At 45.3% G+C, this 24,276-nt stretch carries 19 protein-coding genes; 12 read left to right on the top strand and 7 right to left on the bottom strand.

Translation table 11 applies throughout. The features are described from left to right. Positions 1-456: 456 nt before the first annotated feature. The 10 genes from trpE (at position 457) to DYD21_RS06750 (ending at position 10,352) form a co-directional block, all read left to right on the top strand. Positions 457-1,923: an anthranilate synthase component I gene (trpE, locus tag DYD21_RS06795; protein ID WP_116034455.1), complete on the top strand. Its 1,467-nt coding sequence runs from the start codon at positions 457-459 to the stop codon at positions 1,921-1,923. A gap of 94 nt (positions 1,924-2,017) precedes the next feature. Beyond that, entirely contained in the window at positions 2,018-3,010 is a 993-nt protein-coding gene (gene trpS / locus DYD21_RS06790; RefSeq protein ID WP_116034452.1) for a tryptophan--tRNA ligase, read from the top strand. A 60-nt stretch (positions 3,011-3,070) separates the two neighbouring features. Beyond that, on the top strand, positions 3,071-3,658 hold the full coding sequence (locus tag DYD21_RS06785; RefSeq protein WP_116034449.1) for an aminodeoxychorismate/anthranilate synthase component II: 588 nt from the start codon (positions 3,071-3,073) through the stop codon (positions 3,656-3,658). 54 nt (positions 3,659-3,712) lie between these two features. Next, positions 3,713-4,735 (top strand): anthranilate phosphoribosyltransferase, encoded by a 1,023-nt coding sequence (gene trpD / locus DYD21_RS06780; RefSeq protein ID WP_116034447.1) that lies wholly within the window; start codon positions 3,713-3,715, stop codon positions 4,733-4,735. 1 nt (position 4,736) lies between these two features. Further along, positions 4,737-5,540 carry an indole-3-glycerol phosphate synthase TrpC gene (trpC, locus tag DYD21_RS06775; protein WP_116034444.1) on the top strand — a complete coding sequence of 268 codons (804 nt, stop codon included), beginning with the start codon at positions 4,737-4,739 and terminating at the stop codon, positions 5,538-5,540. A gap of 11 nt (positions 5,541-5,551) precedes the next feature. Continuing rightward, positions 5,552-6,226: a phosphoribosylanthranilate isomerase gene (locus DYD21_RS06770; RefSeq protein ID WP_116034442.1), complete on the top strand. Its 675-nt coding sequence runs from the start codon at positions 5,552-5,554 to the stop codon at positions 6,224-6,226. Between the two features lie 194 nt (positions 6,227-6,420). Further along, positions 6,421-7,611, top strand: a complete 1,191-nt coding sequence (gene trpB, locus DYD21_RS06765; RefSeq protein ID WP_116034440.1) for a tryptophan synthase subunit beta — start codon at positions 6,421-6,423, stop codon at positions 7,609-7,611. Beyond that, complete coding sequence (gene trpA / locus DYD21_RS06760; RefSeq protein ID WP_116034438.1) at positions 7,608-8,420, top strand: tryptophan synthase subunit alpha; 813 nt, start codon at positions 7,608-7,610, stop codon at positions 8,418-8,420. The genes trpB and trpA overlap by 4 nt, the downstream gene beginning before the upstream one ends. 28 nt (positions 8,421-8,448) lie before the next feature. Next, the gene (locus DYD21_RS06755; RefSeq protein ID WP_116034436.1) at positions 8,449-9,546 is read left to right on the top strand and encodes a DUF4837 family protein; all 1,098 of its coding nucleotides are present in this window, start codon (positions 8,449-8,451) and stop codon (positions 9,544-9,546) included. 38 nt (positions 9,547-9,584) lie between these two features. Then, a complete protein-coding gene (locus DYD21_RS06750; RefSeq protein WP_116034434.1) occupies positions 9,585-10,352 on the top strand; it encodes a trans-aconitate 2-methyltransferase in 768 nt (255 codons plus the stop codon). A gap of 259 nt (positions 10,353-10,611) precedes the next feature. Here DYD21_RS06750 and sucD read toward each other — a convergent pair whose 3' ends face one another. Together sucD and DYD21_RS06740 are read right to left on the bottom strand one after the other, a co-directional pair. After that, positions 10,612-11,478: a succinate--CoA ligase subunit alpha gene (gene sucD, locus DYD21_RS06745; RefSeq protein ID WP_116034432.1), complete on the bottom strand. Its 867-nt coding sequence runs from the start codon at positions 11,476-11,478 to the stop codon at positions 10,612-10,614. Between the two features lie 211 nt (positions 11,479-11,689). Next, positions 11,690-12,553 carry a bacteriorhodopsin gene (locus tag DYD21_RS06740; protein ID WP_116034429.1) on the bottom strand — a complete coding sequence of 288 codons (864 nt, stop codon included), beginning with the start codon at positions 12,551-12,553 and terminating at the stop codon, positions 11,690-11,692. Between the two features lie 403 nt (positions 12,554-12,956). Between DYD21_RS06740 and dnaG the strand changes: the two genes are divergently transcribed. Continuing rightward, positions 12,957-14,960: a DNA primase gene (gene dnaG / locus DYD21_RS06735; RefSeq protein ID WP_116034427.1), complete on the top strand. Its 2,004-nt coding sequence runs from the start codon at positions 12,957-12,959 to the stop codon at positions 14,958-14,960. A gap of 393 nt (positions 14,961-15,353) precedes the next feature. Here the strand turns inward: dnaG and DYD21_RS06725 are convergent, their stop codons facing one another. The 5 genes from DYD21_RS06725 to DYD21_RS06705 all read right to left on the bottom strand — a co-directional run bounded on the left by DYD21_RS06725 (position 15,354) and on the right by DYD21_RS06705 (position 22,669). Beyond that, entirely contained in the window at positions 15,354-15,953 is a 600-nt protein-coding gene (locus DYD21_RS06725) for a hypothetical protein (protein WP_116034424.1), read from the bottom strand. An 8-nt stretch (positions 15,954-15,961) separates the two neighbouring features. After that, on the bottom strand, positions 15,962-16,174 hold the full coding sequence (locus DYD21_RS06720; protein ID WP_116034421.1) for a hypothetical protein: 213 nt from the start codon (positions 16,172-16,174) through the stop codon (positions 15,962-15,964). A gap of 415 nt (positions 16,175-16,589) precedes the next feature. Further along, complete coding sequence (locus DYD21_RS06715) at positions 16,590-17,690, bottom strand: SusE domain-containing protein (protein ID WP_116034420.1); 1,101 nt, start codon at positions 17,688-17,690, stop codon at positions 16,590-16,592. A gap of 28 nt (positions 17,691-17,718) precedes the next feature. Further along, the gene (locus tag DYD21_RS06710; RefSeq protein WP_199535476.1) at positions 17,719-19,629 is read right to left on the bottom strand and encodes a RagB/SusD family nutrient uptake outer membrane protein; all 1,911 of its coding nucleotides are present in this window, start codon (positions 19,627-19,629) and stop codon (positions 17,719-17,721) included. Between the two features lie 25 nt (positions 19,630-19,654). After that, complete coding sequence (locus DYD21_RS06705) at positions 19,655-22,669, bottom strand: TonB-dependent receptor (protein ID WP_116034418.1); 3,015 nt, start codon at positions 22,667-22,669, stop codon at positions 19,655-19,657. A gap of 811 nt (positions 22,670-23,480) precedes the next feature. Between DYD21_RS06705 and DYD21_RS06700 the strand changes: the two genes are divergently transcribed. Further along, positions 23,481-24,245, top strand: a complete 765-nt coding sequence (locus tag DYD21_RS06700) for a DUF1080 domain-containing protein (RefSeq protein WP_116034415.1) — start codon at positions 23,481-23,483, stop codon at positions 24,243-24,245. Positions 24,246-24,276 lie beyond the last annotated feature (31 nt).

The raw sequence follows: 24,276 nt of genomic DNA, 5'->3' as shown, positions 1-24,276 counted from the left end.
TAATGCACCTACGGCGCATGGTTCGGAAATCTTCATCGGATGAATTCGCTTCATCCGATGAATGCCCTGTACGGAGACTTCCTCGGACGATTGATTTTTTCGTCCGATGAATTACAAGCCCGATAACTACGTCAAGCCAAAAGATATGGTATTTCTCATGGCACTTCCTCCAGTTCAAAACCATAAAGCCCTTTCGATTGAACTGCTGTGCAAAACTTTGAGTCTTCAGAAATACCATATCTAATTCCCTTGTTATTTTCGAGATAAATCCCGTTGCTTTTGAACGGGAGATCAATTAGTTTCTTCGTGATGAAATTAAACGATGCTAAAAATATCAGCTGGTGGTGGCCGAATCTCACATATTTGGCAGTGGAAAGGCTATGAGCTGAACATTCGAATTGAAATGAAATCAAAACCCGCTGCAGTAATCTGAAGCGGGTTTTTTTATGGATTTATATGACGTTTAACACATTTAAGGAGCTGGCTGAATCGTATTCGGCAATCCCCGTTTCGCGACGGATGCTGGCCGATATTCTTACCCCGGTATCTCTGTTTTTAACGATCAGTAACGATGCTAAATACCCATTTTTGTTTGAATCTGTGGAGGGCGGTGAACGTCTTGCCCGCTACTCATTCCTGGGAAAAAATCCCTACCAGATTCTCCGTTTTGATGGCGAATCGGTCACGCTTCAGCAAAAAGACAACGAGCCGGTACTTCTGAATGAGAACTATTTTGATGCCCTGGAACGCCTCACCACACAGCATTCCGAACCTCAGATTCCGGAACTTCCCCGTCTGACCGGCGGCGCTGTTGGCTTCTCTTCATATGATACTATTCGCGAGGTGGAGCATCTGCCAAATCCACCTGAAAATGACGTCGCATTGCCCGAGGCAATCTGGTCATTTTACGACGAAGTTTTCGCATTTGATCATGTGAAACAGCAGGTGGTTCTGATGAAGACGGTATTTGTGGATGAAGAAACCGATCTCGAAAAAGCTTACGAATCTGCCCAGGAATCGCTGGACAGAATGGAGCAGTCAGCGACAGCGGCACGCCCAAAATCTAAACCGTTTCATCTTGATGCGGATAAACTGAGCAGCAATGTAGAGCGTGACCGGTTCCACTCCATGGTGAAACGGGCCAAAGAATATATTTATGAAGGAGACATCTTCCAGGTTGTTCTTTCTCAGCGTTTTGAAGTCCCGTTTGAGGGCGATCGTTTTACGCTCTATCGCGCATTGCGAATGGTAAATCCATCACCGTACCTTTTCTTTCTCGATTTTGGCGATTTTTCACTGGTTGGATCTTCCCCGGAAGTGCTTGTTCGTGTTACGGAAAGCGAGGTTCGTCTGCTGCCGATTGCCGGAACGCGTCCGCGCGGTAAATCTCATGAAGAGGATCTGCAGCTTGAGGATGATCTGAAAAAAGATCCCAAAGAGATAGCTGAACACATTATGCTGGTTGACCTGGGACGAAATGACTTGTCACGCGTTTGCAAATCGGGAACGGTTAAACTGGAGCGAAATCAATCCATCGAGCGGTTTTCACACGTGATGCATATCGTTTCTGATGTTGTCGGTGAGATTGAGCCGTCAAAAACATCCGTTCACGCATTAAAGAACTGTTTTCCAGCAGGAACGGTCAGCGGCGCTCCAAAGATTCGTGCCATGCAGATTATTGATGAACTGGAGCCAACAAAACGCGGTCCCTACGCCGGTGCTGTTGGTTATTTTGACTTTTCCGGAAACATGGACACTTGCATTGCAATCCGGACGATGGTGGTTACCGGCGATTCGGTCTATATTCAGGCCGGAGCGGGAATTGTGGCCGATAGTGATCCGGAAACGGAGTACCAGGAAACGAAAAGTAAAGCCGGTGCGCTTGTAGAAGCACTCAGCCTGGCACTTGAAATCACAAAATAAAGGTTAGAATCAAACAGAAAGAAAAAGCAGTGAAGAATTCATAAATAAATAAAGTTACTCACTACTTTCTACTTAATACCCAATACCCAACTACATGACCCAAAAGAAAACAATTTTATCCGGCATTCAGCCATCTGGTAAACTTCATATTGGAAACTATTTCGGTGCGATGCGTCAGCATATCACGATGCAGGATAAGGGTGATGCGTTCTATTTTCTGGCAAACTACCACTCGCTGACATCGGTAAGTGACGGTAAAACGCTCACTGACTACACCATGGACGTTATTTTGGATTATCTGGCACTGGGACTTGATCCGGAAAAGTGTACCTTTTTTGCCCAGTCTGATGTTCCACAAACCACCGAGCTCGCCTGGATTCTGGGCACATTAACGCCCGTTTCGCTGATGGAAAAAGGAGTCGCCTATAAAGATAAAGTAGCGAACGGACTCAACCCGAATATCGGTTTGTTTACATACCCGATACTGCAGGCTGCGGATATCCTGATCTATCACTCCGATATTGTGCCGGTGGGTGAAGATCAGAAACAGAATATTGAAATTACGCGTGATCTGGCCGGTAAGCTGAACCGAAACTATGAACAGGATCTTTTGAAAATCCCGGAAGAACTTATCGTAAAATCGGTGGCAACGGTGCCGGGAGTGGACGGACGTAAAATGAGTAAATCGTATGGCAACACTATTGATATTTTTGATGAAGGGAAATCCCTCAAGAAAACGGTGATGTCGATTCAGACCGATTCCACAGCTCTTGAAGATCCCAAGAACCCGGAGACGTGCAACGTGTTTGCACTCATAAAACTTTTTGCGGATGATGATACGATTGAAGAGATCGCCGAAAAGTATCGCGGCGGCGGGTATGGGTACGGCCATGCAAAAAAGGAACTTCTGGGACTGATTGAAGAATATTACGCGGATGCACGGAATCGGAGGAAAGAACTTGCTGCTGATCCCGGTTATCTTCACGATGTTCTCAGGGAAGGTGGCAACAAAGCCAGGGAACGCGCCGAGCAGGTGATGGAGCCGATCCGATCAGCTACGGGTCTTTACCGTAGTTTCAATTATTAAGTAATTTCACTGAAAACGTCTGTTACAGGTTCTTATAACACAATTCCTGATTTTAAGCGTATGATTTTAATTATTGATAACTACGACTCGTTTACCTATAACCTGGTGCATATCGTGGCAGAGGTAACGGATGATTACCGTGTGATACGGAATGATGACATGACGGTTGAAGAGATCCGAAATCTCGCTCCGGATAAAATTCTGATCTCACCGGGTCCGGGCCGTCCGGAAGATGCCGGAATTACAGAATCAGTCATTCGTGAACTTGGAAAAGAGATTCCGATCCTGGGAGTTTGTCTGGGTCACCAGGCCATTGGTCAGGTTTTTGGAGCAAAAGTAGTTCATGCTCCCAGCCTGATGCACGGAAAAACCTCAGTCATTGAACACGACGGTTTGTCGGTTTTCGAAACTGTTGATGAAAACTTTACAGCCACCCGGTATCATTCACTTTCGCTTGATTCCGATTCTATACCTGGGGATCATCTTACGATCACAGCCCGCACACCGGACGGAGTAATCATGGGAGTGAGGCACCGGGAGTTTCCGATTGAGGGGATACAGTTTCATCCTGAAAGTATCCTCACTACGGAGGGTCCCAAGATTGTAAAAAACTGGCTGAAGCTGACGTATAAAAAAGCGTTAACCTGATCAAATTCTTCCTCACGTAGCTGAAGTTAAAACCCGTAACAAATTAGCCGATAAATGTTTACAACATATCTTGAGAAAATTTCTGCACACGAAAATTTAACATCAGCGGAAGCTTCTCATGCGCTGAAAATGATTGTTGACGGCATGGTTTCGGATGAGGAAGTTGCCGGTTTTTTAGTGGGTATGCGAATGAAAGGGGAGAGCTTAGAAGAACTAACCGCTTTCGTTAAGGTGATGCGGGAAGCTTCAACAAAAGTGGATGTAGATACAACCGGAGCCGTTGATCTTTGCGGAACCGGCGGAGATAAATCGGGAACGTTTAATATCTCCACTGCAGCGATGTTTGTTGTAGCGGGTGCCGGTGTGCCGGTTCTGAAACACGGCAACCGGAGCGTATCAAGTAAAAGCGGAAGTTATGATGTGCTGGAAACTCTTGGAGCGGTTCCCCATCTGCAAAAAGCGGAAGTAGAAAAACTATTTGAAGAAACGGGAATGGCCTTTATGTTTGCTCCCAATTTTCATCCAGCAATGAAGTATGTGATGCCGGCCCGGAAATCGTTGAAAATCCGTACCTTTTTCAATATGCTTGGACCGCTGCTCAATCCGGCCGGTGTTCAGCACCAGGTGATTGGAGCGTTTAGCACAGAAGCAGCGGCGATGATGATTCAGATTCTCGCAAACCTCGATACAAAATCAGCGTTCACATTAAGTGCTCACGACGGGTTGGATGAAATAAGCCTGTCCTCACAAACAGAAATATTCGAGCTCAAATCCAATCTTAGCGGGAATTCAACGACCTTTGATCCCGGGAGTCTCGGTTATAGTAAAGTCGAATTCAGGGAACTTCTGGGCGGAGATGCTGACTATAATGCGGAAATCATCATTAATATTGTAAAAGGAAATGCATCACAGGCGCAGAGAAATATTGTTGAACTAAATGCTGCTTTTGCAATTCATGCAGCCGGTGCCGCCGGAACGCTGGAAGAAGCGGTAGAAATGGCTTCGGAAAGTATCAGCTCTGGAAGTGCGGCCAATAAACTGGAACAATTTATTAATGCGTCAATGAGGCTGGCATAATATGGCAAGTATACTCGATGAGATTGTACACAAAACGCAACATGATCTGAACCGAAGAAAGCGTGACGTTTCGCTCAAAGAACTTGAATCGTTTGCCGGATTTGAAAAACAGCGCCGATCCCTTGTCGATGCTCTTTCAGTTGAAGGTGAAGTTTCTATCATTGCAGAAGTGAAAAAAGGGTCGCCGTCAAAAGGAATTATCCGTCAGGATTTCAACCCGAAAAAGATAGCCGAACAATATATCAGCGGGGGAGCTGCCGCAATTTCTGTGCTTACAGACGAACCGTTTTTCATGGGATCACCCAGGTACCTGGCCGAGATTGCAGAAATCAGTCCGGTACCTCTGCTGAGAAAAGATTTTCTGGTAGATCCCTATCAGATTAAAGAAGCGGCCGCAATCGGGGCAGATGCGGTTCTTTTGATTGCAACGATTTGTGAAGGCTCACAACTGTCTGAGTTGCTGGCTGCCACAAAAGAGTTTGGCCTTGAAGCGCTGGTCGAATGCTATCATGAAGAAGAAGTGGATTCTCTCAACTGGAAAGAAATTGATATTCTGGGCGTAAATAACCGGGACCTGAAAACGTTTACCGTTGATCTGCACAGAGGAGTTGAGCTTCTGAAAAAAGCTCCAGAAAGTGTTATCAAAGTGTCTGAAAGCGGATTGAAAACGGCAGCGGACCTCGCAGTGCTTCACAATAACGGGATCGACGCCGCATTGATTGGCGAGCAGTTTATGCGTCAGGATAATCCCGGAGATGCACTCAAGAAAATGATCGAAGAAACTAAAAAACTGACTCAAATTTAAAAATACTCTGAATGTTCGCTGAACCTGAGAACCGAACGAATGTAAAAATTTGCGGAATTACGAATCTTGAAGATGCCCGTTTTGTTTCCGGAGCACTGGCTGATTTTATCGGCTTTATTTTTTTTCCAGATAGCCCTCGTTACGTCGAACCGGCAAAAGCGGGAGCCATCATAAACTGGCTGGAAGGGCCCCAAAAAGTTGGCGTATTTGTGAACCAACCCCTTGATGATGTGCAATCAATTGCCACCCAAACCGGCCTCGATTACGTGCAGCTTCACGGAAATGAGACAGTGGAATACTGCTCGCTGATGGACAAGCCGGTAATCAAAGCGTTTCATATCGGGGAAGATACCGATGCCGATTCGCTTCGGGCCGAAATTGATCCATACCTGGATACGGTGGAGTACCTGTTATTCGACACCAAACTACCCGGCAAATGGGGCGGAACCGGGAAATCGTTCGACTGGAAAATTTTATCCGATATCGGTGAAGATAAACCCTATTTTCTCTCAGGCGGATTGAATGAAGTAAATATACGCGATGCAATTACGACTGTACGGCCATTTGCTGTTGATTTGTCGAGCGGACTCGAGGAATCACCCGGCCTTAAAGATTTTTCGAAAATTGAAGATTTTTTTGAGCAGATGCGCGATATCTGGGATGCCCAGGAGATGGGGGAATTATAGGAGAATTAACTTTGTGCAGGGTGATGACCCTCATGCTCAGTTAAAGGTGAAGCTTGGCCAAGGTGCACAAAAGATCATCCCCCATTGCCCCCTTCCAAGGGGGACACTCCTAAAAAAATATATTTGATTACTGGATTTGCGACACTTGAAAGTTGCATTTAAAGATTTTAAAAACCGATTAACAACAGACCATTATGAATTACGAAGCACCCACAAAAACCGGTTATTTTGGCGATTACGGTGGGAAGTTTGTTCCTGAAGTTTTAATGCCGGCCCTTGAAGAACTTGAATCCGCGTTTAATGAAGCGCAGAATGATCCGATATTTTTAAACGAATATCATCAGCTTTTGGAAGAGTATGTTGGCCGGCCGACTAAACTAACGTTTGCTGACCGGCTTACGGATCACTACGGCAAGGCGAAAATCTATCTCAAGCGGGAAGATCTCTGCCACACCGGGGCTCACAAAATCAATAATGCGATTGGTCAGATTCTACTCGCTAAAAAGATGGGCAAAAACCGGATTATCGCTGAAACGGGTGCAGGTCAGCACGGTGTGGCAACTGCAACGGTCTGCGCTAAATTTGGGATCGAGTGCGTGGTCTATATGGGAGCTGAAGATATGGAGCGCCAGAAATTGAATGTAGACCGGATGCGATTGCTTGGAGCTGAGGTTCGTTCAGTATCCAGCGGATCGAAGACGTTGAAAGATGCGACCAACGAAGCGATCCGCGACTGGGTGACTAACGTTGAAGATACATTTTACATCATCGGTTCAGTTGTGGGCCCGCATCCGTATCCAAAAATGACGAGAGATTTTCACCAGGTGATCGGTAAAGAGACCAAATCGCAAATTTTGCAGGCAGAAAGCCGGCTGCCGGATTACCTGGTAGCCTGTGTTGGCGGCGGATCAAACGCGATCGGGTTTTTCTACCCGTTTATTAACGACGAAGAAGTGAAAATGATCGGTGTGGAAGCAGCCGGTTTGGGAGCCGATACTGATCAAACCGCAGCAACCCTGACGATCGGAACGCCCGGCATTCTGCACGGCTCACTCAGCTACCTTTTGCATAACAACGAGGGTCAGATTCAGCTTGCCCACTCCATCAGTGCCGGTTTGGATTATCCGGGAATTGGTCCCGAACATGCGCATTTACATGATATCAAACGCGTTTCGTACTATGGTGTGACCGATAAAGAGGCGATGGATGCAGTAGAACGAACTTCAAAATTTGAGGGGATCATCCCGGCGATTGAAACGGCGCATGCGCTGGCTTATCTCGAGACGCTAATGCCGCTCACTTCCAAAGATGAAATTGTAGTAATTAACTGCTCCGGACGCGGCGACAAAGACATGAAAACTATTTCAGAATACTTTAACTCATGATTGCACAGAAAAACAGAATTCAGTCGGTTTTTGAAAAACGGAAAGATGGCGATAAAATCATGTCCCTATTTCTTACTGCGGGATTTCCCGATCTGGAGTCAACCGTAGATCTGGTGCTCGGTTTCGAACAGAACGGCGCCGATATGATAGAACTCGGCATGCCGTTCAGCGATCCATTGGCTGACGGACCAACCATTCAGTATGCCAGTAACGAAGCGATTAAAGCGGGAATTACCATGGATAAAATCTTTGAAATGGTGAAAGAGATCCGTCTGCAATCAGAAATCCCGATTGTGCTGATGGGGTACATCAATCCGGTGTTCCGGTACGGTGTGGAGAAGTTCTGTATTCGTGCTGAAGAGTGCGGTGTTGATGGTCTGATTATTCCCGATGCCCCGATCGAGGAATCGGGTTTGCTAAGTGAACACGCCGAAAAAGCAGGACTTTCAATGATTTTTCTGGTGGCTCCAAATACATCCAGTGAGCGAATGAAACTGATCGATCAGAGAAGCAGCGGATTTGTATACTGTGTGTCGGTTACCGGCGTTACAGGTGCGCGGGATGGTGAAGAGGTTGCTCAATCCGTGCAAAAATTTATCTCACGTGTTCGCGAGAATGTTCAGAAAAATCCGAGCCTGGTTGGGTTTGGAATCAAAAATCATACAGATGCGAAGAAAATATCCTCCGATCTCGACGGCTTTATCGTTGGAAGTGCGTTGGTTGAGAATATCCGGGAAAACTATCCCGAAAACGGATGGAAACAGAAGCTGTTTTCATTTGTTAAAGAACTGAAATTTGGAAATATTTGATCGACATTAAATAATACAGATGCCCTCTATGAAATTATCATCTTTTTTAGCGCCATTTGCACTGCTGATTCTGTTTGCTGCCTGCAGCGGTGATTATCGTCCCAATTCCATTGGTCCAGTGGATGAGGTTATTGTTGTAATGGATTCAACCCAGTGGGAAAGCGAAACCGCAATGGCAATCCGTGAAACGTTTGGCGGATTGATTCAAACCGTACCCACACCTGAAAACGCATACACACTCACCTTTCGTGATTTCAGAAACAATCAGCAGCTTGAACAGCTCAAAGAGTTTAAAAATGTGATTTTTGCTGCACCGATTGATCAAGAAACAAATGTATCGAGGTTTATCAACGGTATTTTGAGTGATGAAGTGGAAAACCGTGTGCGACAGGAGGAAAGTTTTGCGTTTCCACTAAGCGATCGCTGGGTGCGTGATCAGTGGGCGCTGGTTCTGACTTCCGTTTCCGATGAAGCTCTTGCTGAAAAAATTTATAACGCTGAAGAAGATCTCGTCGGGAATTTGCTGGACAGAGAGCTGGAAAGACGAACTGAAAATATTTTCCGGCGTGGAGAGCAGGTTGCTGTATCCGATTCGCTATGGGAAAATCACGGATGGAAAGTGAGGATGCAGCACGATTATATCCAGGTTATCGATTCAACAAATGCTGTGATGTTCCGACGCTACCTGCCCGATAATAACCGCTGGATGTGGGCCTGGTGGCAGGATGGGGTGGAAGATCCCGACTTTATCAATGCTGACTGGATTAATGCAAAACGCGATTCACTGATGGAATACCTGGTGCAGGGGGAACGCGATGGCTCGTATGTAACCACCGATTACCGAAGGCCACTTGAGACACGTTCCATTGACAGAGACGATCGCCTGACCGCGTATGAAACCATGGGTATCTGGCGGATGACAAACGACTTTATGGGCGGCCCGTTTGTGCACTTCACATATCATGATCCCGAGACGAACCGGCTCTTTATGGTTGAGTATGCCCAGTTTGCACCCAGAGTGAATAAACGCCGGTTTGTAAGGCAGTTTCAGGCGATGGGACGAACGTTCGAAAGCGATTCAACTTGGGTTACCACACGTTCCGAAGAAATTACAGGGTTGGAGTAAATCGTCAAGATAATTAGAGTTGAACGTAATAACCGTTGATGAACAATACTGATAGTCCTCATTCCCTCGCTGAGTACAAAATAAATTCAGGTCCAGAGAAAGATTCCGCTGAACGAATGGCCAAATCCCTGGAGCCGTGGCGTTTTTCCATACCCGTCGGTCCCATTTTGGAAACAGGTGCAGGAGTAGGTCATTTCACGGAATATCTGATAAAGATGTTTCCCGAACGTGACATTGAAGTGATGGATCCTGATTCTGAAAAAATCGCCTTTCACAATGATTTTTATCCAGATACGGATCGGCTAACCCGGGAGGCGAGAGATCCGGAAAATGATCCGCCCGATGAGCTTAATTACGCCCTGATTTGCGGTCATCACACCGTTCAGTCATTTACTCAGCCTGCAACAGCTCTCGAAAGACTTAGCCGGTCTTTGAAAGTAGACGGGCTGATGCTGATGTCATTTCCAGGCGAAGATTCCTTTAAAGAGTGGAGATCAGTTTGTCTTGATCTCGGTATTCCCTATACAGGCCGGCAGCTTCCTCAAACCGAACCGCTGGTGATTCATCTGTCAATGGGACCGGTTCAGGTCGATTTTTATGAAGATCAGTCGGTTCACTATTTTGAATCATTTGAAGATTTTTTGATTCAATTCAAAAAGAGCGGTGTGAATGCACAAAAAGATGACAGGATGCTTACCCGGAAAGAGATCAAGCTTTTAAATGAAAACTGGAAGGAGAGGAGTGAAGGAAGAATCGGGCTGACCTACCATAATGTGTTTCTGGCAGTGAAGCGGATCGCTGAGTAGTTGAATTGAAGTGGAAACCAAATGCTGCTCTGTTTTTCGCAGATTTTCGCTGTGTATATCGCAGAGTTACGCTGATAGGCCCAGAATGGATTGTGAATGATCTGCGTAAATCAGCGGATTAATCAGCGCGCCTCTGCACGAATAAAAGACCTGTAAACGTTAGATGATGAATATTTTGGAAAATGGTTCTACAAAAAAAAGCCATTTCCGATCACTCAGAAATGGCTTTTAGGCTGTCAACCGATTATGGATTAAGTGCTTAGAGCATTTCTTTCAGTGTTGATCCGATTTCGGCGGGGCTGTCAACCACGGTGATCCCTGCATCACGCAGTGCTTTTTTCTTATCCTGGGCAGATCCTTTTCCGCCTGAGATAATTGCACCGGCATGACCCATGCGGCGTCCGGGAGGTGCTGTACTTCCGGCGATAAATGCTACAACCGGCTTGTCTACATTATCTTTAATATAGGCAGCAGCCTCTTCTTCGGCTGTTCCGCCGATCTCGCCAATCAGTACGATTGCTTCGGTATCGGGATCATCCTGGAACAGTTTTACAGCGTCGAGGTGATTGGTTCCGATAACGGGATCACCGCCAATTCCAATTGCTGTGGTTTGTCCGAGTCCGGCTTTGGAAAGCTGGTCAACGGCTTCGTAAGTGAGTGTTCCGGATCTTGAAATCAGTCCGATGTTACCCGGTTCAAAAATATCTGCCGGCATAATTCCGATTTTTGCTTCACCCGGTGTGATAACTCCGGGGCAGTTTGGCCCGATCAGAACAGCACCGTGGCTCTTTACAATTTGTTTTGCTATGATCATATCAGCAACGGGAATTCCTTCGGTGATGCAAATAATCACTTTAATTCCTGCAAATGCCGCTTCAGAAATTGCATCGCCGGCAAAGGGTGGGGGAACAAAAATTACAGATGTATTTGCCTGCTCTTCTTTAACCGCATCGGCAACTGTGTTAAATACCGGCAGATCGAGATGGGTTTGACCACCTTTACCGGGGGTTACTCCACCGACTACATTCGTACCGTACTCAATCATCTGTTCCGCGTGAAAGGTCCCTTCGCTACCGGTAAACCCCTGAACAACGAGGCGGGTATCCTTACCAACTAATACACTCATCTATATCAAATTTAATTAATGGATTCCGTTTCTTTTCATCGGGTGGAATATAGCCTTCCTACTGCAGATTTACCAACGATTGCGAGTGTTGTGCAATTTTTGACATCCCTTTAAAAATCAGGCTCTGTTTTCTTTAGGGTTATAAAAATATCAGACATAAAAAAACCCGGATGCTGCTGACACCCGGGTTTTTTGTGGGGTTAAGAATTTATCAGAGTGCGTTTTTCATAGTTTCGTAATCGTATCCTTCGGCCTTACTCATCTCTTGAGCAGCGAGCGTGAGGAAGATACCGTAGATCACCTTAGAACTAACATCAGCAATTGTATAGGTAATGTGTCGCCCTACAACAAGTGTTTCGCTCAAGACAGGATCGAGTGTCATTGTGAGATATGGCATCAGATATGCACCGGGATAGAGCATCCAGGAGAATAAAAAGAGTACCCAAATGTACCCGAGATATTTTTGTGCTTTTGGAGGAGCGCCTTCTTTTCCTTCGCTGATCACCCGCTTCATCAGAATAAGAATATGAACAAAGAAGATGGTTGAGATGAATCCCCAGACGAAGAATAATGTCGGGTTGGTTACTTCGTAAAACTGTCCAACGTATCCTGTGAGGATCATAGCTGTACCCGAGAACCAGAATTGATTTCTGATGGAACTGAAATCACTTTTGGTGAGCGTAACCACGAACAGAATCTGGAAGAGCAGCATCGGGACATCAATCAGCCAGTTCAGATAGCGATATCCGTTATTGAACAGGTCGTTACCGTCGCCCAATACATATCGGGCAGTATCAGCGTCATAAACCATTGCGCTTGTCCAGTTCTGCGACTGTACATAGAGCAGCAGAAAAGCAGAGACCATAACCACACCGGAGAGTACGGATGAGGTTCTGTATTTAGGAGCTACGGTTTTTATGGTTAGAACGAAGTAAAGAAGACCGGCCAGCATAATTGCAAAACCGAGCGTTAGAACGTGAGCAGACATCTGGTACGCCATTTCGGTATACCCTTCAGCCGCACCTACATAGTTTTCAAATGTGGCATTACCCAACATTTCGATTAAAGCTTCCATAGTTATTGATTTGATTTGGGGTTATTGACATGTCCCGCTAACACCCCGGTTATTTGGAAAGTTCAATATTTACAGAAATTATTGAAAATAGATTTTGACTGATATATGTCCCACAAATGACAGAAGAAAAATGGAATGACATTCAGTTCATTCTCTCTTGTTTAGGAAGGGAACCAATAGTATTTAAAATCTAAATTGTTCACGTTCGTTCCGATGATTCATCAAGATTTGTTATGCAAAATTTGTAAGTTTAGCCCGGGTCTGGGGATGGATATTTTGGTTACTGTAATTGAGTTTTCTAATAGCAGCATCATATATGAAGAGGCCATTTTTTGTAAACTCACTGTTCCGACTCAAGGATTTGATCAACGATTTTTTTTATGACTGATTTTAAAAGCAGCAGATGACAGGTGACGATAAAAAAGAAGAAATTCGGGAAGCAGCCGATATTGTTGAGGTGATCAACGATTACGTCCGCCTCAAGAAATCCGGGAACGGCTTTGTGGGTTTGTGTCCGTTTCATGATGAAAAAACGCCTTCTTTTCACGTTACTCCACGCATGGGGATTTATAAATGTTTTGGCTGCGGGGAGAGCGGGGACGTCTATAATTTTATTATGGAGATGGAGGGTGTGAGTTTTCCCGATGCGATGAAAACACTTGCCGATCGCTACGGAATTGATCTGCCCAAACCGGAAGAGTCGGAGAAATACAAGGAAGAGAGTCATCTGCGGGAGGGAGTGCTCCATGCCCTGAAATATGCAGGACTTTATTATCACAGGCAGCTTCATGAAAGCAGTGATGCGAAAAAAGCGAGAGAGTACCTGAATAGCCGCGGATATGATGACAAAATCATCCGAACATTCGGCCTGGGATACGCACCCGGCGGCGGTGATTCCCTGCTAAAGGAAGCAGAAAAGGAGGGGATCAAAGAGGAGTATCTTGCGGAGTCAGATCTCATCAAACCGAGCAATCGCGGCGATGGATTTTATGACACCTTCCGGGACCGGCTGATGTTTCCGATTTTCAATCCTTCGGGTAAGGTCATTGCGTTTGCCGGCAGAATACTGAATGAAAATAAAAAAACGGCGAAGTATGTAAACTCCGCCCAAACCATCGCCTACAACAAAAGTGAAGTGGTGTATGGGGTTAACTTTGCGAAAAATGATATTCGTAAGGAAGAGGAGGTCATTCTGGTTGAAGGGTACACGGATGTGATTACCATGTATCAGCACGGAATTAAAAATGTGGTGGCTTCAAGCGGTACTTCTCTTACATCAAAACAGATCAATATTCTGCAGCGGTACGGCAACCGCATTGTGATGATTTATGATGCGGATGAAGCCGGACAAAAAGCGATGGAACGCGGGTTGAAAATTGCACTTCATGAAGGTATGGAGGTGAATTTGCTGGAATTGCCCGATGGTGAAGATCCCGATTCGTTTGTGAAGCAGTTTGGCAAGGATTCCTTTCTGAATCTAAAAAAAGAGAAGGCGGAAGATTTTATATCCTTCACCATTCATAAGGCGGAAAAGAAAGGAGACCTGGAGAAGCCCGGCGATCGTGCCCGGCTGATCCATACGATTCTGGAACAGATTGCCGAAATTCCTGAGGAGATTCAGCGCCAGGTGTATGTGCAGCATCTGCACCAGAAAACGCAGCAATACCGCAAGGGGAGTGACCGGGAGCTGTTTCAGCAGCTTGAAAAATTTATCGCAGAAAAACGCCGGGCAGAACAGCGATCGAAACGACGTGAACAGTCTGCACCGGTTTCAACTCCGAATGATCCGCGGCCTGCTCCGCCGCAGGAAGGGGCTGCCAGGTCTAAACCGGCTCCTGAAAAAAAGCGGCCGTTTTACGAAAAAGAGATTATTCGGCTGCTTCTGACTTTCGGACCAAAAATGCAGAAATTTATCGGTCATAACGTTGGGGCGGATCAAATTGAGGATGAACAACTCAGGGAATTTTACGAAGATATTATGACCCGCCACATCAAGGAACAAGAAATTTCGGTGGAGCACTATTCCAGCCGTGATCAGCCGTTTCCTTCGCTGCTGAGCGATATTTTACTCGAACGATATTCCGTTAGTGAAAACCACTCCAAAGCGACCGGCAATGAGTTCAAAAAAGATAAATTTCCGTTCAAAAGCGCCAAATCAGCGATGAAAGCCCTGCGCCTGCACTTTTATGAACGCAAACGAGCCGAGCTTTCCCAGCTATTAAAAGAGGGAGACACGGACGAACGTCAACGTTTTATGAAGATGATTTCCAAAGTTCAGAAAGAGATCACAAAAATTCAGAAAATGTCTGCCGACATGCTTTTTGATGATCCGGATTTTATGGATGATGACTCGTCGGATACCATCATTCAGGAGACGTTTGAGTATAAGATGAAAGGGGAGAAGTAGGGGAATCAGTTTGCCAGCACTCGGTGTGCAACAGTGGTTAAGCTTGTACTTGAGTGGTTTGATACGGAAGTTTTATTTGAACTGGTAGAAGAAAACGGGAAAACAAAAGTAACCCTTGTACCTAACGGATGGCAAGAATTAACCGAATTTTACCGATTGTGCAACTTCAACCGGAGCTTTTTTCACTTTAGCTCGAAAAATATTGCGAAAATGGAAAAGGAATTCTGTTTCAGGAACGGTAATTTTAAACAATTAAGCTTGATAACAACTTAACAGCTATTTATAAAAGACAGTTTTCTGTATCTGTGTTTACAACTGAATGATTTCATCTTCCCACTGAGAAATCAGAATGATTTATAATATATATTTTTCCAGTCCGGCTATTTGCACCCGTCATTCTACAATATTCACTGACGTTTCAAGCACCGATCCGTCCGGCTGTTCATAACTGATCGTCAGCACCATACCTGGTTCAAGGATGAGCAGTTCCTCCAGTTCCTCCCAGCGGAAAAGTCTGAATACTTGCCGTATACTCTCACTACAATTCTCTTCATCTGCAGTGTTCAGTTGATTCATTGCTTTAAGAAAAAGCCCTTCTGCAGGCTCCATGAACCAAAAATTAGGATGATCCCGGATTTCCCGAATCTCTTCTGCTGTTATTTCCTCCTGTTTTAGATATACATTGATCACGTAGCGGGAAGGTACACGATATGCATTTTCAATACCCTCTTTCTGTTTGACCCACTCCGCCAGCATTTCAATAGTCTCTTCAGATACTATTCGTCCCCCGCCTTCTGTACAAGGAGCGTATCCACGATCTTCATTTTCCTCTTTCCCACCAATTAGAGCCAGGGATGCATGATTCCGAAATACTTCCTCTAAGTCCTCCGGCGGGAAAAAATCCCACCATTGAAAACCGCTCACTGTTACCTGTTCGCCGACATCGGTGGAAAGTATAAGCTCTAGTGGCTCATCGAGGCCGGGTGTATACACATCGCGTGTTACATTACCCCGTACAATAAACGATTCACCGACAGCCCATTTTTTTTGTTGAAAAAAATGTTGAGACGCAACAGTTCGGGCGGAAAAACTGAAACGGGGTTTTCTTCCTCGTTCTCTTCAAGGTCCTCCGCGGCGCCGCTCAGATCACAGCCTGCAGTCAGGAACACCAGGAGAAGGATAAGTCCAGTGAATTTATATCTCGTCATTTTCATTGCTTCCTCCGTCTTTTTTAATTGGTGGCCACAGGATGAACCGTTGATTCTACCGTCCGTCCGGTATTGTCGGTCACTTCTAACTTCAATTCGAACGATTGAGTAACGATTGTGCGGCAGGAGGATATGTACGTGCAACTCTTAATACGACATATATGGTAAAATAAAAGAATTTGATAATTATACTAATGGAAGTTTAAAAATAATAAATACATAAAGGATCAGGTTTATTAAAATGGATCTCTCAATTTAACGCGCTACCCGGTATCAGAAGTATTTTCAAGACAGACTTTAAAGTCTTCTTTGGTAAGTTCAAGAAAATCTTTTTTTGATTTTTTATTCAAATCAAATAAAAAAAGCCCGATCCGAATTTCTTCAGAGCGGGCTTTGATAATTTTAGAGTTGCGTGAATTGATTACTGCTGCTGAACGGATCCTGTGTTATTTCTGAAATCCAGTTCAATTGTATATTCACCGGCAGGACTGATGTTGACGCGATCCTGGTCGCCCCCGGTACCGCGAAATTCAATTTCGCCACCGAAGATCATAAACTCTGACTGCCACCAGTCGGTGAACCAGCCGCCATCATACCAGGCATACATCCTGAGTTCTTCAGAATTGAGCTCCCGGGTGATTGTCAGGAGTTCGTTTTCGTTGTCCACGTCAAAACGTGCATCCTGGTTTGCGGTATCCCAGCTTCCCACGGTTTCACCGATCAGGTAAACCTGCGGATCAACAACGGCAATCTCTTCTGTTTCATAGTTTACAACAACCATGTAATAGCCTGATTCTTCAGGTTCTGGCATGTTATCACCTCCAAACTCAACGACGCCGTCAACGGGTGCTTCACCGTTGTATCCAAAATCATTGCCCCAATCCTGTTCGGGAGCAAACTTATATCCCGGATCATCAACACCAGCTTCAATCCATACGATTTTCCAGAACAGATGTGGTTTATCGTATACCGGAATCATCGGCAGATCAACGGCGCCCCAATCCCAGCCGCCCACGCTGTTTCCAATCATGAAGAGCTCTTCGGGAAATGTGACATCTACTTCGGTTTCGTATGGTGTGAAACCAAGTGTGAAGACATCCGAATATCGGTCTTCAACTGAATCGTTTACATGAGCACGAATTCTCATATCTACGGTTGTCTCCTCGCTAAATGGGAGGCCGGCATCAAGCAGAATAGCATTTACTTCACCTACCGTCATCGTGATGGATGTTTGGGTTGTTTCAGCAAATGTAACAGGATTTTCGAATCCGCTGTTGTCTGCATCCATCTGGATGGTATAGGTTACAGCAGCCGAGAACCCGTAATCCGGTGCGTCCCACGAGAGGGTGAACAATTCATCATCTGCTTCCTCCTCGTTGAGTACAAAACTTTCGCCACCACTATGTGATGTAAGGGCAGGAGAGCTTCCATCGGAATTGATCGTGGGCCCTACCGAGTCTTCACACGAGGTGAAGACCAGCAGGCCAAGAATCGCAATTGTTGATATAATTAATTTTTTCATGACTCTTAAATCTTATGAGTTAAAAAGGTTAGTAGCCTGGGTTCTGTGTCAGGTTCAGGTTGGAATTGATATCAGAAGACGGGATCGGGAAGATCTCATATCGCTGATTTGTTCCGGTTCCTTCCTGTTGGTTTCCTTTCCAGGACCATACGTACTCATTGCCAGTATATTGGCCGAATCTTCTAAGATCGGTTCTTCTGTGGCCTTCCCAGTAGAGTTCCCTGGCACGCTCATCGAGGATAAAGTCAAGGTCGAGTTCTCCTGCCGTGATATTCGCAATGTCGTTTCCGTATGCTCGTTCCCTGAGTTGATTAACCAGGTTTACCGCACGGGTTTCGTCGCCGCCGGTGGCACCCCGGAGTGTTGCTTCAGCATACATCAGGTAGACATCGGCAAGTCGGAACTTTGGAAAATCAGTATCAGCGTATTCGAGTCGCTTTCCGGGCTCTCCGGTGCGCGTTACGTTTTTCCATTTCGTGACGGCAAATCCGTCGTTGAACGTACGCCAGTCATTAATTTCGAGAGTCTGACCGTCTGTGTGGAACATGGCACGTCGTTCGGCCGGTGTTACGCTGTAGGTCATCTCATTAAGATCCACAACAATGGTATGCAAACCTGCCTGTGGAATAATCAGATCGTCACCTGCGCTATCCAGTTCACCATCTTCACCACCCCAGTCACCGGCATCCCAGTTACTTTCGGCTGTGAATTTAAAGGGAACTCCAGCATTAGCAAAATAGACCTGGCCGGTGTATACATCGTCACTGTTTTGTGAAATCAGTGCAGGAGCTTCGCCCGGTGACCAGTCGTTGCCATATCCGCTGGCAGCCTGGTAACCACCCGGTACATAAATGGTTGGATAGTTTCCGGTGTTTTCAGTTTCAAAACCTGAAAACCGATCTCCGGTATCGCCAAAGATAGAAACGAACTCAGGAGTTACCCTGTGGCCGGCCCATCCGCCATCCATACCGAATGAGCTTGCGCTCATGCTTCCGCCGATGGCAGCATGAATAATAAAGTTGGTTCCGCCAAATGTTTGCAAATTGTCACCATCAAACCGAATAGGGAAGATGATGCCATCTGCCTGGTCATTATCTGCAAGGAAAAGGTACTCATAATTTTCATCGAGCTGATATCCGCCCTCGTCGATCACAAGTTCTGCGTATGTGAGTGCGTCTGTTGCACGGTTTTCACCGATATATACTTCCGCATTCAGGTAGAGCTTGGAGAGGAGTGTCCAGGCTGCACCACGATCGGCACGGCCGTAGTCATTTTGACCTGGCGCAGGAAGTTCATCCAGAATATCAATCAGTTCACTTTCAATGTAGCTGAACAGATCTTCCGGAGTTGTAGGATTTGGCATGTATGCGCCAATCGGGTCGGCTTCTGTTGTAAACGGCACATTTCCGCCGTACAAATCAAGTGCGTGCCAATAGCTGAGAGCTCTTAAAAACCGGGCTTCCGCTTCGTAACCCCGAATCACATCTTCGTTGCGCTGCTGTGTTTCACGAATAAATTCATTCGTGAGGGTCACTTCGTAAAAAATCCGGCTATACATTCCCATCACAAAGTCATTCGATGCACCCCATGAGTGGAAATTAAATTCCGGGAGACCGGGATCGTTCCAGGCAACTACACCCTCATCTGTGGTGAGAACCTGGTGCACAAAATATTGACGAATGTAACTTGAAAAGCCTTCATCAATTCCCTGAATGTCCGGCATTCCGGCGGGGCCCTGCTGGCCAGTTGCTGAAAATCCGGCATATAATTTTGCTAAAACCTGGCGAAAATCGTCAGGAGTATCATACACATCAGCAGATGTAACTACGCTGTCGTCAATCGGTGAGGTATTCAAACTATCCACACAAGAGACTGTAGCGAACGCAACGGTAAGCGCCAGTAATACAAATGCTGCAATTTTTAATTCTTTGTTAAACATAATCTTCATCTTTAAGATTTTTCAATTAAAAGTTGAGATTGAGTCCCAACACAAATGTTCTTGGTCGTGGATAGAGATTGTAGTCAATTCCGCCAAACACTTCGGGATCCTGCCCGCTATACTCTGTTAGAGTAAATACATTCTGAACAGTAGCTGATACCCTCATGGAGGTCGCAGTATTGAGCAGATTTTCAAATCTGTATCCTACGGAGACATTGTCCAATCTCAAGAACGATCCATCCTCAACAAAGTGGTCGGTTCGATACTGGGCATTTGTAAAGTTCGTATCTCTTACATAACTGGTTGGATTCGTTAAAAACCCGGTGTTGTTGAAAGTCTGGCTTACGATTGCGTTATCAGACGCTACGTTGTTATAAACGTAGTTTCCAAAACTTGCACGGGCAGAGAACGATGCGTCCCAGTTTTGATACTCATAACGGGAAGAGAGGCCAAATGTCCAGTCTGCGTTCGGGCTCTTGAAGCGATATTTATCGTTTTCATCAATGACGCCATCGCCATTCCTGTCAACATAAAGACCTTCGATTGGGTTTCCATCGTTATCATATACCTGTTCATATACAAAGAATGCACTTCTTGGATGCCCGACACTGTGAACCTGGACAGTGTTACCCGTACCACCTGCAATTCCTCCAACTTCAACACCGAGATAGTTCGGGTCGTCAACAGTTGTTAGTCTGGTGATTTCATCAATCGTGTAGGTAGTATTAAAGGTTACCTGCCAGAAAGTGTCTTCTGTTGAGATCAGACGTGTTGTAATGTCGAATTCCAAACCTTGCACGTCCAGGGTTCCTACGTTAGAGAGGATACGGTTTGTGAAGTTAGTTCCCGCAGGTACCGGGATCACGTTGAGAAGGTCGTCTGTTTGACGGTAGAAGTATTCAACAGAACCAAAAATCTGTTCGTCGTTGAAACTGTAATCCAGACCTACGTTGTAGGTTGTGGTTTCTTCCCATTTCAGGCCAGCATTGTATCCTTCAGGCCGAAGTGTTGTGATGAACTCATTTCCGAATGGATAACGCGCTGTATTTTCACTGAATGTGTATTGAGGAAGGTATGGGTAATTACCCTGGCCAATTCGCTGCTGACCGGTTACACCGTAACCAAGACGCAGTTTCAGTTCACTCAGGCGATCAAAATCGGAGAGGAAGTTCTCTTCATGCAATTTCCAGGCGAAGGCAAATGAAGGGAAAAGACCCCATCGGTTATCTTCAGAAAACCGGGAAGTTCCGTCGTACCGGAGTGTACCGGTGAACAGGTATCGGTCGAAGAGTGAGTAGTTTGCCCGCCCAAAGAATGATACAATGTAGTATTCAGTAGCATAGTCGGTATCTGTATTCACCTGAACTTCATCCGCTGAACGATCGAAGTTTGTGGAAAATGTAGATCCCCGTTCGTAGTGGTGTTCCCACGAGTATCCTGCTGTAAGGTCCAGTTCACTGTCGAGAGCAGGGAGGAACGTATCATAATTGAAGTAGATATCCAGCAGTTCATTCTCTTTTCTCTGATCGTAGTCAGTACGCTCACCGGAGAATCCGCTTCCGTCAAATGCGAATGCCGCCTGATCTGACACTACAACTTCTCCATTACCTACATCTGAATAGTCGTAACCAGCACTAATGGTTGCGGTAAGATTTGGGAAAAAGTCTGGTGTATAATCCAGTTTCAGGTTACCAATAGAGCGGTATACCGTAGACTCATCCTGTCTTTGATTGATCAGAGACAATGGGTTAGACGGTGCAATGGAAATAGGATTACCATCTGCATCCAGCCACGTGTAATAGCCTCCAAATCGGTCTTCCATAACATCTCCGTCTTCATCAAAGAATCGTACGGGCTGTGTTGGATCGTATGAAATAGCTGACCCGATAGATCCCTGATCTGCAAAACGGTTATCTACCCGCATTCCACGGAAGTTCAGATCTACACTCAGCTGATCTTCAAAGAAGGTAGGAGTCAGCGCAACCGAACCAGTCAGGCGGTCGTTTGATGAGGTTCGAAGTACGCCCTGATTTCCAGAGAAACCTAAAGAAACCCGGTAAGGGAAATCACCATAGGAGCCTGCAACACTGATGTTGTGATCCTGTGAAAATGCGTTCCGGAAAATTTCATCCTGCCAGTTTGTATTTGCATCGCCAAGTATATCGAGCGCGTTAGCACTGATGCGTCCTTCAGCGACACTTTGTTCAACAAATTCTCTGTACTCATCGGCATCAAGTACTCCAATTCTGTCGGTATTGGTTTGATAAGAGAACCGTCCGGAATAGTCTACCTGCAGCGGCTGACCGCTTTCTCCACGTTTTGTGGTAATGATAATCACACCGTTGGATGCACGGGAACCGTAAATAGCGGTAGCTGATGCATCTTTCAGGACGGTGATCGATTCAATATCGTTCGGGTTGATGGAGTTGAGCGGGCTTCTCATTCCAGCGATTCCGCCGTCATCCAGAGGGACTCCATCTACTACGTAAAGAGGATCATTACTGGCCGAGAGTGATGAACCGCCGCGAATACGGATAGTTGCACCTGCGCCGGGAGCTCCACTGTTAGATGTTACGTTTACACCGGCTGAACGGCCCTGGAAGAGATCTTCAGGGGAAGTAATCGCTCCCTGGTTAAAATCGCGGGAACTGATGGTGCTCACGGAACCTGTATTATCTCCGCGCTGCTGCACGCCATAACCAATAACCACGAGGCCTTCGAGTTCGGCAATATCTTCCTGCATCGCCACATCGATCGTTTCACGGCCATCAATTGGGATTTCCTGGCGCACAAATCCAAGGAAACTGAAGACGAGAACTTCATCTGGTGCCACTTGAATGGAGTATTCACCGTTGATATTTGTAGATGTGCCGCGTTCAGGCTGACCCTGAACCACAATATTTACGCCGGGTAACGGAGCATCTGTACCTGCTTCGGTAACCGTTCCACTGACTCGGTGGTCTGTCTGTGCAAAAGCCTGGGAGGCCATTGCGCAGAATCCAAAGAGCAGTACTATACTTAGTAGATATTTTAACTTCATTTGTATTGCTTTTGATTAGAAATTGAGGAATAAAATCCTGAGCTGTTGTGAAATTATTCGAAGCGCTTTTCTATTTGTTTTTGATAGAGCGCTTTACCATCAATTTTGATGTTGCATGAGTTATTTTCATAAAGTTACGTAATTATTGTGAAACTTATGTAAACGCTTACATTTTTCATAATCAAAATCTGACAGGAGTTTATACACGTAATTTCAAATCCTTATGTAAAACGTAATAAGGGGATGTGTTTGTTGTGGTTAAAGGGATAAAACAGGCTAATCAAACCGGTATAGAAAGGTATTAACAGTTTTTTTACAGGCATTTAATACAGCTGGCAGCCAAGCCATTTATTGCAGGAACAAGCGCTGTATATAAACCTTTTTATTTCTGTTCGGTTATTCTGATATTGCTTTCAAACAACGATTGTAAGCGCTACTTTTGGTAAGCGCTTACACTTTGCTCTATAAAAATTGACCGGCTGTCATTCGCAGATCAACGAAAATGAGTATGAGTCACTCCTGATTTTGCAAATTCAATAACGTATGAAATTCAGGAGCAGCAAATTGAATCGGAATAAGTTGTCCCGGTTTCCTGGGTGAAAATGAAATGCCATATACGAGATAACCTCAACTTTTTTATCGGTTCTGGTTGTGTATCACACCTGAATCTATTTTATTGTTGACAGCTGGCGCCTGTTTGTAGTTGTGGCTGGCTTCAGCAAAAGGTAATTTATTTTGCCTGATCCAAACTGAAGTATGTACACTATCTTTTTGATTAATTTAGTAGATCTGCTATCACAATATCCTGTTAATGAACTCATACGTACCGTTTTATCCATCAGTTTTAATTCTATTAGCTGCGGTAATTGTATATGCCTGCAGTGACAGCAGAGGTTTTTCCCACTCAACAAACCCGGATATGAACCAGCTTTCAGAACAGGAAATTGAAGAGGGATGGAAACTCCTGTTTGATGGAGAAAACGCAGATTTATGGCGGGGATACAATATGGATCGTTTTCCTCAGCAAGGCTGGCAAATTGAAAATGGGCTTCTGCAATTCCAGCCATCAACGGTTGAGAATCAATCACAAGGTCTCGATATCATCACCCGGGAAACCTACACTGATTTTGAATTTAAACTCGAGTGGATGGTAGAGGAGGGAGGCAATAGCGGCATCTTTTATCACGTTTTAGAGCAGGAACGCGAAATTTACTGGTCAGGCCCCGAAATGCAAATCCTCGATAATGAAAATCATCCCGATGCTGCACAAGGAGTGGATGGAAACCGAAAAGCCGGTTCACTGTATGATTTGATTCCGGCAAATCCTCAAAATACGAATCCTTTCGGTGAGTGGAATTCTATAAAAATTGTGTCTGACGGACCTGTGGTTGAGCACTGGCAGAATGGGGAAAAAGTTTTAGAGTATGAGCGATGGACGGAAGACTGGTTCAATATGCTCCACGAAAGCAAATTTCAATGTTATCCGGAGTTTGGTGCGATCCGGAACGGTCATATCGGCCTTCAGGATCATGGAGATATTGTGAAATTCAGAAATATAAAAATCAGAGAATTGTAGTATAATTTATTGATTTGACTGGCAGCGCTTT

This window comes from Rhodohalobacter sp. SW132 (genome assembly GCF_003390325.1).
Taxonomy (GTDB): domain Bacteria; phylum Bacteroidota; class Rhodothermia; order Balneolales; family Balneolaceae; genus SW132.
The sequence above is the reverse complement of the archived record's forward strand: the minus strand, read 5'-3'. Positions and strand labels throughout refer to the sequence as shown.

Bases quoted from the DNA above. Each gene is read 5' to 3' on its own strand.
- trpD (WP_116034447.1), top strand. From the start codon at position 3,713: ATGTTTACAACATATCTTGAGAAAATTTCTGCACACGAAAATTTAACA.
- trpC (WP_116034444.1), top strand. From the start codon at position 4,737: ATGGCAAGTATACTCGATGAGATTGTACACAAAACGCAACATGATCTG.
- DYD21_RS06750 (WP_116034434.1), top strand. From the start codon at position 9,585: ATGAACAATACTGATAGTCCTCATTCCCTCGCTGAGTACAAAATAAAT.
- DYD21_RS06770 (WP_116034442.1), top strand. From the start codon at position 5,552: ATGTTCGCTGAACCTGAGAACCGAACGAATGTAAAAATTTGCGGAATT.
- dnaG (WP_116034427.1), top strand. From the start codon at position 12,957: ATGACAGGTGACGATAAAAAAGAAGAAATTCGGGAAGCAGCCGATATT.
- DYD21_RS06705 (WP_116034418.1), bottom strand. From the start codon at position 22,669: ATGAAGTTAAAATATCTACTAAGTATAGTACTGCTCTTTGGATTCTGC.
- DYD21_RS06720 (WP_116034421.1), bottom strand. From the start codon at position 16,174: ATGAAAATGACGAGATATAAATTCACTGGACTTATCCTTCTCCTGGTG.
- sucD (WP_116034432.1), bottom strand. From the start codon at position 11,478: ATGAGTGTATTAGTTGGTAAGGATACCCGCCTCGTTGTTCAGGGGTTT.
- DYD21_RS06785 (WP_116034449.1), top strand. From the start codon at position 3,071: ATGATTTTAATTATTGATAACTACGACTCGTTTACCTATAACCTGGTG.
- trpA (WP_116034438.1), top strand. From the start codon at position 7,608: ATGATTGCACAGAAAAACAGAATTCAGTCGGTTTTTGAAAAACGGAAA.
- DYD21_RS06710 (WP_199535476.1), bottom strand. From the start codon at position 19,629: ATGTTTAACAAAGAATTAAAAATTGCAGCATTTGTATTACTGGCGCTT.
- trpE (WP_116034455.1), top strand. From the start codon at position 457: ATGACGTTTAACACATTTAAGGAGCTGGCTGAATCGTATTCGGCAATC.
- DYD21_RS06700 (WP_116034415.1), top strand. From the start codon at position 23,481: ATGAACTCATACGTACCGTTTTATCCATCAGTTTTAATTCTATTAGCT.
- DYD21_RS06715 (WP_116034420.1), bottom strand. From the start codon at position 17,690: ATGAAAAAATTAATTATATCAACAATTGCGATTCTTGGCCTGCTGGTC.
- trpS (WP_116034452.1), top strand. From the start codon at position 2,018: ATGACCCAAAAGAAAACAATTTTATCCGGCATTCAGCCATCTGGTAAA.
- trpB (WP_116034440.1), top strand. From the start codon at position 6,421: ATGAATTACGAAGCACCCACAAAAACCGGTTATTTTGGCGATTACGGT.
- DYD21_RS06740 (WP_116034429.1), bottom strand. From the start codon at position 12,553: ATGGAAGCTTTAATCGAAATGTTGGGTAATGCCACATTTGAAAACTAT.
- DYD21_RS06755 (WP_116034436.1), top strand. From the start codon at position 8,449: ATGAAATTATCATCTTTTTTAGCGCCATTTGCACTGCTGATTCTGTTT.